The sequence below is a fragment of the Nocardia carnea genome, from assembly GCF_029869215.1.
Taxonomy (GTDB): domain Bacteria; phylum Actinomycetota; class Actinomycetes; order Mycobacteriales; family Mycobacteriaceae; genus Nocardia; species Nocardia carnea_B.
In genome coordinates this window covers 1-6,917 of sequence record NZ_JARWPM010000328.1, presented here as the reverse complement: position 1 = coordinate 6,917, position 6,917 = coordinate 1, and the positions used below count along the sequence as shown (strand labels likewise).

The window sequence follows — 6,917 nt, the reverse complement described above, 5'->3', positions numbered from 1 at the left end:
GGGGGCCCCCCCCCGCAAATCCGTGTTCGGTTCTCCCCGGGGTTCGGTCCTAGACCGTGAACCCCAGGGCGCGCAACTGTTCCCGGCCGTCCTCGGTGATCTTGTCCGGACCCCACGGCGGCATCCAGACCCAGTTGATTTTCAGATCGTCGACCAGACCGCTGCGCACCAGGGCATTACGCGACTGGTCCTCGATGACATCGGTGAGCGGGCAGGCCGCCGAGGTGAGGGTCATATCGAGCACCGCGGTGCTCTCCTCGACCCGCATCCCGTACACCAGGCCCAGATCCACGACATTGATACCGAGTTCGGGATCGACCACATCGCGCATCGCCTCCTCGAGGTCGGCGAGCTGCGCGAGTTCCTCGGCCGACAGTTCGGCCTCGGCGGGCGCGGAATCCGCGGCGGATTCGGTGGCGGAGGTATCGGTCATGGTGTTTCCCCGTTCCGTACTCGGTCGGTATCCGGCGTAGCGGCGCCCGGGGCGGCGGCTTCGGCCACCCCGGCGGCAGCGGCTTCGGCCGCCCCGTCGATCCGGAGCACCGCATCCTTGAACGCCATCCAGCCCAGCAGTGCGCATTTCACGCGGGCCGGATACTTGGCGACACCGGCGAAGGCGATCCCGTCGCCGATGACGTCCTCGTCGCCCTCGACGGTACCGCGACTGCCGATCATCTCGTTGAACGAATCGACAACGCTCAGAGCCTCGGTGAGGGGCAGCCCGATCACCTGATCGGTGAGCACCGATACCGATGCCTGGCTGATCGAACAACCCTGCCCGTCGTAGGACACATCGGCGACGTCCCCGTTGTCGCCGAGTTGCACCCGCAGGGTCACCTCGTCGCCGCACGTCGGGTTCACATGGTGTACCTCGGCGCCGTACGGCTCACGCAACCCGCGATTGTGCGGATGCTTGTAGTGATCCAGGATCACTTCCTGGTACATCTGCTCCATACGCATGATCTAGGCAACCCCGAAGAAGCTCTGGGCCTTCCGCACCGCGGCGACCAGTTTCTCGACCTCGTCCACGGTGTTGTACAGCGCGAAGGAGGCACGGGCGGTCGCGGCGATCCCGAACCGCCGGTGCAGCGGCCACGCGCAGTGGTGGCCGACCCGGATGGCCACGCCCTCGTCGTCCAGGATCTGGCCAAGGTCGTGCGCGTGGATACCGTCGGCGACGAAGGCCACCGCACCGCCGCGGTCCACGTTCTCGGTGGGCCCGACGATGCGGATACCGGGTATCCCGCCGAGTCCTTCCAGCGCCGCGTCGACCAGCGTGTGCTCGTGCGCGGCCACGGCGTCCATCCCGATATCCCGCAGGTACCGCACGGCGGCACCGAGCCCGACAACCTGCGAGGTCATCGGCACTCCGGCCTCGAAGCGCTGCGGTGGCGGCGCGTAGGTGGTCTCCTCCATGGTGACCGTTTCGATCATGGAGCCGCCCGTGATGAACGGCGGTGTCTCGGTGAGCAGGTCGCGTTTGCCGTACAGCACGCCGACACCCGAAGGACCGAGCATCTTGTGTCCGGAGAAGGCGGCGAAATCCACATCGAGGGCGTGGAAGTCGACCGGCGCGTGCGGTACCGACTGGCAGGCGTCGAGCACCACCAGGGCACCGACGGCACGGGCGCGGCGTACCAGCTCCGCGACGGGCGCCACCGCGCCGGTGACATTGGACTGATGGGTGAAGGCCACGACCTTGGTGGCCGGCGAGAGCTCCAGCGACGACAGATCGATCCGGCCGTCCGCGGTCACTCCGTACCAGCGCAGGGTCGCGCCGGTCCGGCGGGCGAGTTCCTGCCACGGCACCAGGTTCGCGTGGTGTTCGAGTTCGCTGATCACGATCTCGTCGCCGGGGCCCACGTGGTACGGGAACCGATCGTCGGCGAACGAGTAGGTCACCAGGTTCAGCGATTCGGTGGCGTTCTTGGTGAACACGATCTCGTCGGCATCGGCCCCGACGAATCCCGCGATCTCGGCGCGCGCATCCTCGTAGGCGTCGGTGGCCTCCTCGGACAACTGGTGCGCCCCGCGGTGCACCGCCGAATTACTTTCGAGCAGGAAGGCGCGTTCGGCGTCCAGCACCGCCAGCGGCCGCTGCGAGGTGGCACCGGAGTCCAGGTACACCAGCGGCTTCCCGTCCCGGACCGTACGGTTCAGGATCGGGAAGTCGGCCCGGATCCGGGCGACGTCGAAGGCGGGGAGGGTCGCTGTCATATCACGCTCCGGCGGTGGCGGTCTGAGTGAACTTCACATAACCGTTCGCGTCGAGTTCCTCGGCCAGTTCCGCGCCGCCCTCGGCAACGATGCGGCCGCCCACGAACACGTGGACGAACTGCGGCTGGATATAGCGCAGGATGCGGGTGTAGTGGGTGATCAGCAGGACTCCGCCGTTCTCCCGCTCCTTGTAGCGGTTGACCCCGTCGGAGACGATGCGCAGCGCGTCCACGTCCAACCCGGAATCGGTTTCGTCGAGGATGGCGATCTTCGGCTTGAGCAGGCCCAGCTGCAAGATCTCGTGCCGCTTCTTCTCACCACCGGAGAAGCCCTCGTTCACACTGCGTTCGGCGAAGGCGGCGTCGATATCGAGTTCGTTCATCGACTCCTTCACCTCCTTCACCCAGTGCCGCAGCTTCGGCGCCTCGCCACGGACGGCGGTGGCGGCGGTGCGCAGGAAGTTGGACATGGAGACCCCGGGAACCTCGACCGGGTACTGCATCGCCAGGAACAGGCCGGCGCGGGCCCGCTCGTCCACCGACATCTCCAGGACGTCCTCACCGTCCAGCGTGATGGAACCGCTGGTGACGGTGTACTTGGGATGTCCGGCGATGGCGTAGGACAGGGTCGACTTACCCGAGCCGTTCGGTCCCATGATGGCGTGCGTCTCGCCGGATTTCACGGTGAGGTTCACGCCGTTGAGGATTTTGACGGTATCCCCGTCCGGAGTGGCGACCTCGGCGTGCAGGTCCTTGATTTCCAGGGTGGTCATAGGTTGCTGAATTCCTTCGGTGGCGGTGGCTGGGTGGTCGGTCAGGCGCCGATGGCGGCGAGTTCGGCCTCGATGGCCGCCTCCAGCCGCTCGGCGACCTCGGGTACCCCGATTTTCTGGATGATCTCGTGGAAGAAACCGCGCACCACGAGACGACGCGCGGCGTCCTCCGGAATACCGCGGGCCCGCAGATAGAAGAGCTGTTCGTCGTCGAACCGGCCGGTCGCCGAGGCGTGGCCGGCGCCGACGATCTCACCGGTCTCGATCTCGAGGTTGGGCACCGAATCGGCACGCGCGCCGTCGGTGAGCACGAGATTGCGGTTGATCTCGAAGGTATCGGTGCCCTCGGCGGCGGCGCGGATCAGCACATCGCCCACCCACACCGTGCGGGCGTCGCCCTTGGACGACTGCGGGTCGCCCTGCAGCGCGCCCTTGTACAGCACATTCGATTTGCAGTGCGGGACGGCGTGGTCGACGAGCAGGCGCTGTTCGAAATGCTGTCCGGCGTCGGCGAAGTAGAGCCCGAGCAGTTCGGCATCGCCACCCGGCCCGGCGTAACGGACGGTGCCGGTGAGCCGCACCAGATCGCCGCCCAGGGTGACCGCGGTATGCCGCAGCACCGCATCGCGACCCAGGTTGGCGTGGTGGGCGGTGGCGTGCACGACATCGTCGGCCCAGTCCTGCACCGCGACGACGGTGAGTTTCGCGCTGTCGCCGAGCACGAATTCGATGTTCTCGGCGTAGGTCCCGCTACCCCGCTGGTCGATCACGACGGTCGCGACGGCGAATTCGGCCAGCCGCACCTGCAGATGCCCGTAGGCCGTCTTCCCCTCGCCGGGGCCGGTGATCCGCACGACGACAGGTTCGGCGACCTCGGTCTCCTTGCCCACCGAAACGATCGTGGCCTGCTCGAACCCCGAGTACGCCTGGGCCGCGACCCGATCCGCCGGGGTGCCGCCCTCGCCCAGCCTGGCGTCGTCGCGGCCCACAGTCTCGACAGTGACGCCGCCGACCTCGGACACCTCGATCCCGGCCCGCCCGTCCGCCGTGGCGGTACCGTTGTGCAGGCCGCGCAGCCGGCGCAGCGGGGTGAACCGCCAGGCCTCGTCCTTACCGGACGGGATCTCGAAGGCGTTGACATCGAAGGACGTGAAAACCTCGCCCTTGTTGATCGCCGGTGTACGAGCCTCGGCGGCTTCGGCAACGTTCTCCACGGCCATCAGCCGACGGCTCCTTCCATCTGCAGTTCGATCAGGCGGTTGAGCTCGAGCGCATACTCCATCGGGAGTTCCTTGGCGATCGGCTCGACGAAGCCGCGCACGACCATCGCCATCGCCTCGTCCTCGGTCATCCCGCGGCTCATGAGGTAGAACAGCTGGTCTTCCGACACCTTCGACACCGTCGCCTCATGACCCATCGTCACGTCGTCCTCACGGATATCGACGTAGGGATAGGTATCGGAGCGGCTCACGGTATCGACCAGCAGGGCATCGCATTTCACGGTCGACTTCGACCCGTGCGCACCCTTGTTCACCTGGACCAGCCCGCGGTAGGAGGCCCGGCCACCGCCGCGCGCCACCGACTTGGAGACGATGGTCGAGGAGGTGTGCGGAGCCAGGTGCACCATCTTGGCGCCGGTGTCCTGATGCTGGCCCTCGCCGGCGAACGCCACCGAGAGCACCTCACCCTTGGCGTGCTCACCGGTCATCCACACGGCCGGGTACTTCATGGTGACCTTGGAGCCGATATTGCCGTCGATCCACTCCATGGTCGCGCCCGCCTCGGCCTTGGCCCGCTTGGTGACCAGGTTGTAGACGTTGTTCGACCAGTTCTGGATGGTGGTGTAGCGGCAGCGGCCGCCCTTCTTCACGATGATCTCGACCACGGCCGAATGCAGCGAATCCGATTTGTAGATCGGCGCGGTGCAGCCTTCGACGTAGTGCACATAGGCGTCCTCGTCGACGATGATCAGGGTGCGCTCGAACTGGCCCATGTTCTCGGTGTTGATCCGGAAATAGGCCTGCAGCGGGATATCGACGTGCACGCCCGGCGGGACGTAGATGAACGAGCCACCCGACCACACCGCGGTGTTCAGCGCGGAGAACTTGTTGTCGCCGGCCGGGATGACGGTGCCGAAGTACTCGCGGAAGATCTCCGGATGCTCCTTCAGCGCCGTATCGGTGTCGAGGAAGATGACGCCTTGCTGTTCCAGGTCTTCGCGGATCTGGTGGTACACCACTTCGCTCTCGTACTGGGCCGCGACACCCGAGACCAGCCGCTGCTTCTCCGCCTCCGGGATACCCAGCTTGTCGTAGGTGTTGCGGATGTCCTCGGGCAGGTCTTCCCAGCTCTCGGCCTGCTTCTCGGTCGAGCGCACGAAGTATTTGATGTTGTCGAAGTCGATCCCGTCGAGGTTGGAACCCCAGTTCGGCATCGGCTTGCGGTCGAAGATACGCAGCGCCTTGAGCCGGTTCTCCAGCATCCAGGACGGTTCGCTCTTCTTGTCCGAGATATCGCGAACGACCTCTTCGGACAGACCACGCTGCGCGCTGGCGCCCGCCACGTCCGAGTCGGCCCAGCCGTAGCCGTACTTACCCAGTGAGGCAATGGCCTCCTCCTGGGTGAGTGGTGGCACCTGGTCGGTGGTGGTCGTCATTCGGCACTCCTTCCGGAGTCGTTCGTTGCGTCCGTTGCGGGCTGTGCAACGGCTGTTGATGAAGCGTTGTTCGATTGGCTGCCACCGGCCGGGGCCGGCAGGACGGTGAGCGGGACGTGCGTGGTGCACGCGCAGTCACCGTTGGCGATGGTCGCCAAGCGCTGCACATGGGTACCGAGAACTTCCCGGAATGCCTCGAGTTCGGCCTCGCAGAGCTCGGGGAATTCCTCGGCCACATGCGAGACCGGGCAGTGGTGCTGGCAGATCTGTACGCCCGCACCCACACGCCGGGTGCTCGCGGCGAATCCGGCGTCGGAGAGGGCGGTCGCGATCTCGTCGGCTTTGGCCACCGTTTCGGACCGAACGGTATCTTCCCGGGTCGCCTCGGGAGCGGCCGAGTCACCCTTCCGCTGGGCGGGCAGCGGCTCGATGCCGTCGACCAGCGTGTGCGCCCGCTTCCGCGCGAACGCGGTCACGGCTTCCGCACCGCCGATCTCGCGGAGTTGCCGGATGGCGGCACCAGCCAGATCGTCGTACGCATGCCCGAGCATGCCGCGGCCGGCCGCGGTGAGCTGGTACTGCTTGGCGGGACGGCCGCGGCCCTTCTGCTGCCAGGGCGCGGACCGGCTCGCCCGGGCCTGGCCGGACTCGATGAGCGCGTCCAGGTGGCGGCGCACACCGGCCGGAGCCAGGCCCAGCGTGCTACCGATCGCGGTCGCGGTGATCGGCCCCTCCTCGAGCAGCAGCTGGATGATCGCCGCTCGGGTATGCCCTTCACCGCCGGTCACGGGCACGCCGACGGACCCGGTACCGGCCCGCTGACCAGCCCTTTCGTCCACATTCGGCAAACCCACAGTTTTCACAACATCAGTGTGGCGGAATTCGTTCCCGAAATCTAATAAGGGTGCCCTGACCAGGGGGGTCGCGATTGGCCCGGCCGGCGCGACCGAAAACCGGAAATCGCCTGCTCCACGGAGAAAGTCCCGCTCACCTCGGCGCGCGCCGGATCGCCTAGTGATCTGCTTCACTGCACCGGACACGTTTCCGGCCGGCCGCTCGGCACCACCGGTGTTTGCTGCCCGGCTGCGCAGTGGGTGCCGGGGTCCGTGGCCGGAACATATTCCGCGATCCCCGGCCGGCCCGATTGCCCTTCGCTGCCCGTTGCCGCCGGGAGAATACCGGAGCGGGGACACCGGCCGGCCGGTAGCTGGACAGTGCCTCCACGCCCCCGCCTCCGTATGCGCCGGCACCGGACGGGCGTCCCGGGGGTCC

The 6,917-nt window shown here is 67.0% G+C and carries 7 protein-coding genes; all 7 read right to left on the bottom strand.

Translation table 11 applies throughout. The features are described 5' to 3' along the window. Positions 1-49 precede the first annotated feature (49 nt). Genes QH276_RS23050 through QH276_RS23020 form a run of 7 tightly spaced genes read right to left on the bottom strand, consistent with a single transcriptional unit; the run spans position 50 to position 6,508 of the window. Positions 50-433 (bottom strand): metal-sulfur cluster assembly factor, encoded by a 384-nt coding sequence (locus tag QH276_RS23050; RefSeq protein WP_280399495.1) that lies wholly within the window; start codon positions 431-433, stop codon positions 50-52. Next, entirely contained in the window at positions 430-960 is a 531-nt protein-coding gene (gene sufU / locus QH276_RS23045) for a Fe-S cluster assembly sulfur transfer protein SufU (RefSeq protein WP_280399494.1), read from the bottom strand. The genes QH276_RS23050 and sufU overlap by 4 nt, the downstream gene beginning before the upstream one ends. A 3-nt stretch (positions 961-963) precedes the next feature. Beyond that, positions 964-2,217 (bottom strand): cysteine desulfurase, encoded by a 1,254-nt coding sequence (locus QH276_RS23040; protein ID WP_280399493.1) that lies wholly within the window; start codon positions 2,215-2,217, stop codon positions 964-966. Between the two features lies 1 nt (position 2,218). Continuing rightward, positions 2,219-2,989: a Fe-S cluster assembly ATPase SufC gene (gene sufC / locus QH276_RS23035; RefSeq protein ID WP_280399492.1), complete on the bottom strand. Its 771-nt coding sequence runs from the start codon at positions 2,987-2,989 to the stop codon at positions 2,219-2,221. A gap of 41 nt (positions 2,990-3,030) precedes the next feature. Further along, the gene (gene sufD, locus QH276_RS23030; protein ID WP_280399491.1) at positions 3,031-4,209 is read right to left on the bottom strand and encodes a Fe-S cluster assembly protein SufD; all 1,179 of its coding nucleotides are present in this window, start codon (positions 4,207-4,209) and stop codon (positions 3,031-3,033) included. Next, entirely contained in the window at positions 4,209-5,645 is a 1,437-nt protein-coding gene (sufB, locus tag QH276_RS23025) for a Fe-S cluster assembly protein SufB (protein ID WP_280399490.1), read from the bottom strand. Before sufB ends, sufD begins: the two co-directional genes overlap by 1 nt. After that, on the bottom strand, positions 5,642-6,508 hold the full coding sequence (locus tag QH276_RS23020; RefSeq protein WP_432278650.1) for a helix-turn-helix transcriptional regulator: 867 nt from the start codon (positions 6,506-6,508) through the stop codon (positions 5,642-5,644). The genes sufB and QH276_RS23020 overlap by 4 nt, the downstream gene beginning before the upstream one ends. Between the last annotated feature and the right edge of the window lie 409 nt (positions 6,509-6,917).

What these genes read in the sequence shown, in the direction of transcription:
- sufB (WP_280399490.1), bottom strand. Translation starts at nt 5,645, where the DNA reads ATGACGACCACCACCGACCAGGTGCCACCACTCACCCAGGAGGAGGCC.
- sufC (WP_280399492.1), bottom strand. Translation starts at nt 2,989, where the DNA reads ATGACCACCCTGGAAATCAAGGACCTGCACGCCGAGGTCGCCACTCCG.
- QH276_RS23050 (WP_280399495.1), bottom strand. Translation starts at nt 433, where the DNA reads ATGACCGATACCTCCGCCACCGAATCCGCCGCGGATTCCGCGCCCGCC.
- sufD (WP_280399491.1), bottom strand. Translation starts at nt 4,209, where the DNA reads ATGGCCGTGGAGAACGTTGCCGAAGCCGCCGAGGCTCGTACACCGGCG.
- sufU (WP_280399494.1), bottom strand. Translation starts at nt 960, where the DNA reads ATGCGTATGGAGCAGATGTACCAGGAAGTGATCCTGGATCACTACAAG.
- QH276_RS23040 (WP_280399493.1), bottom strand. Translation starts at nt 2,217, where the DNA reads ATGACAGCGACCCTCCCCGCCTTCGACGTCGCCCGGATCCGGGCCGAC.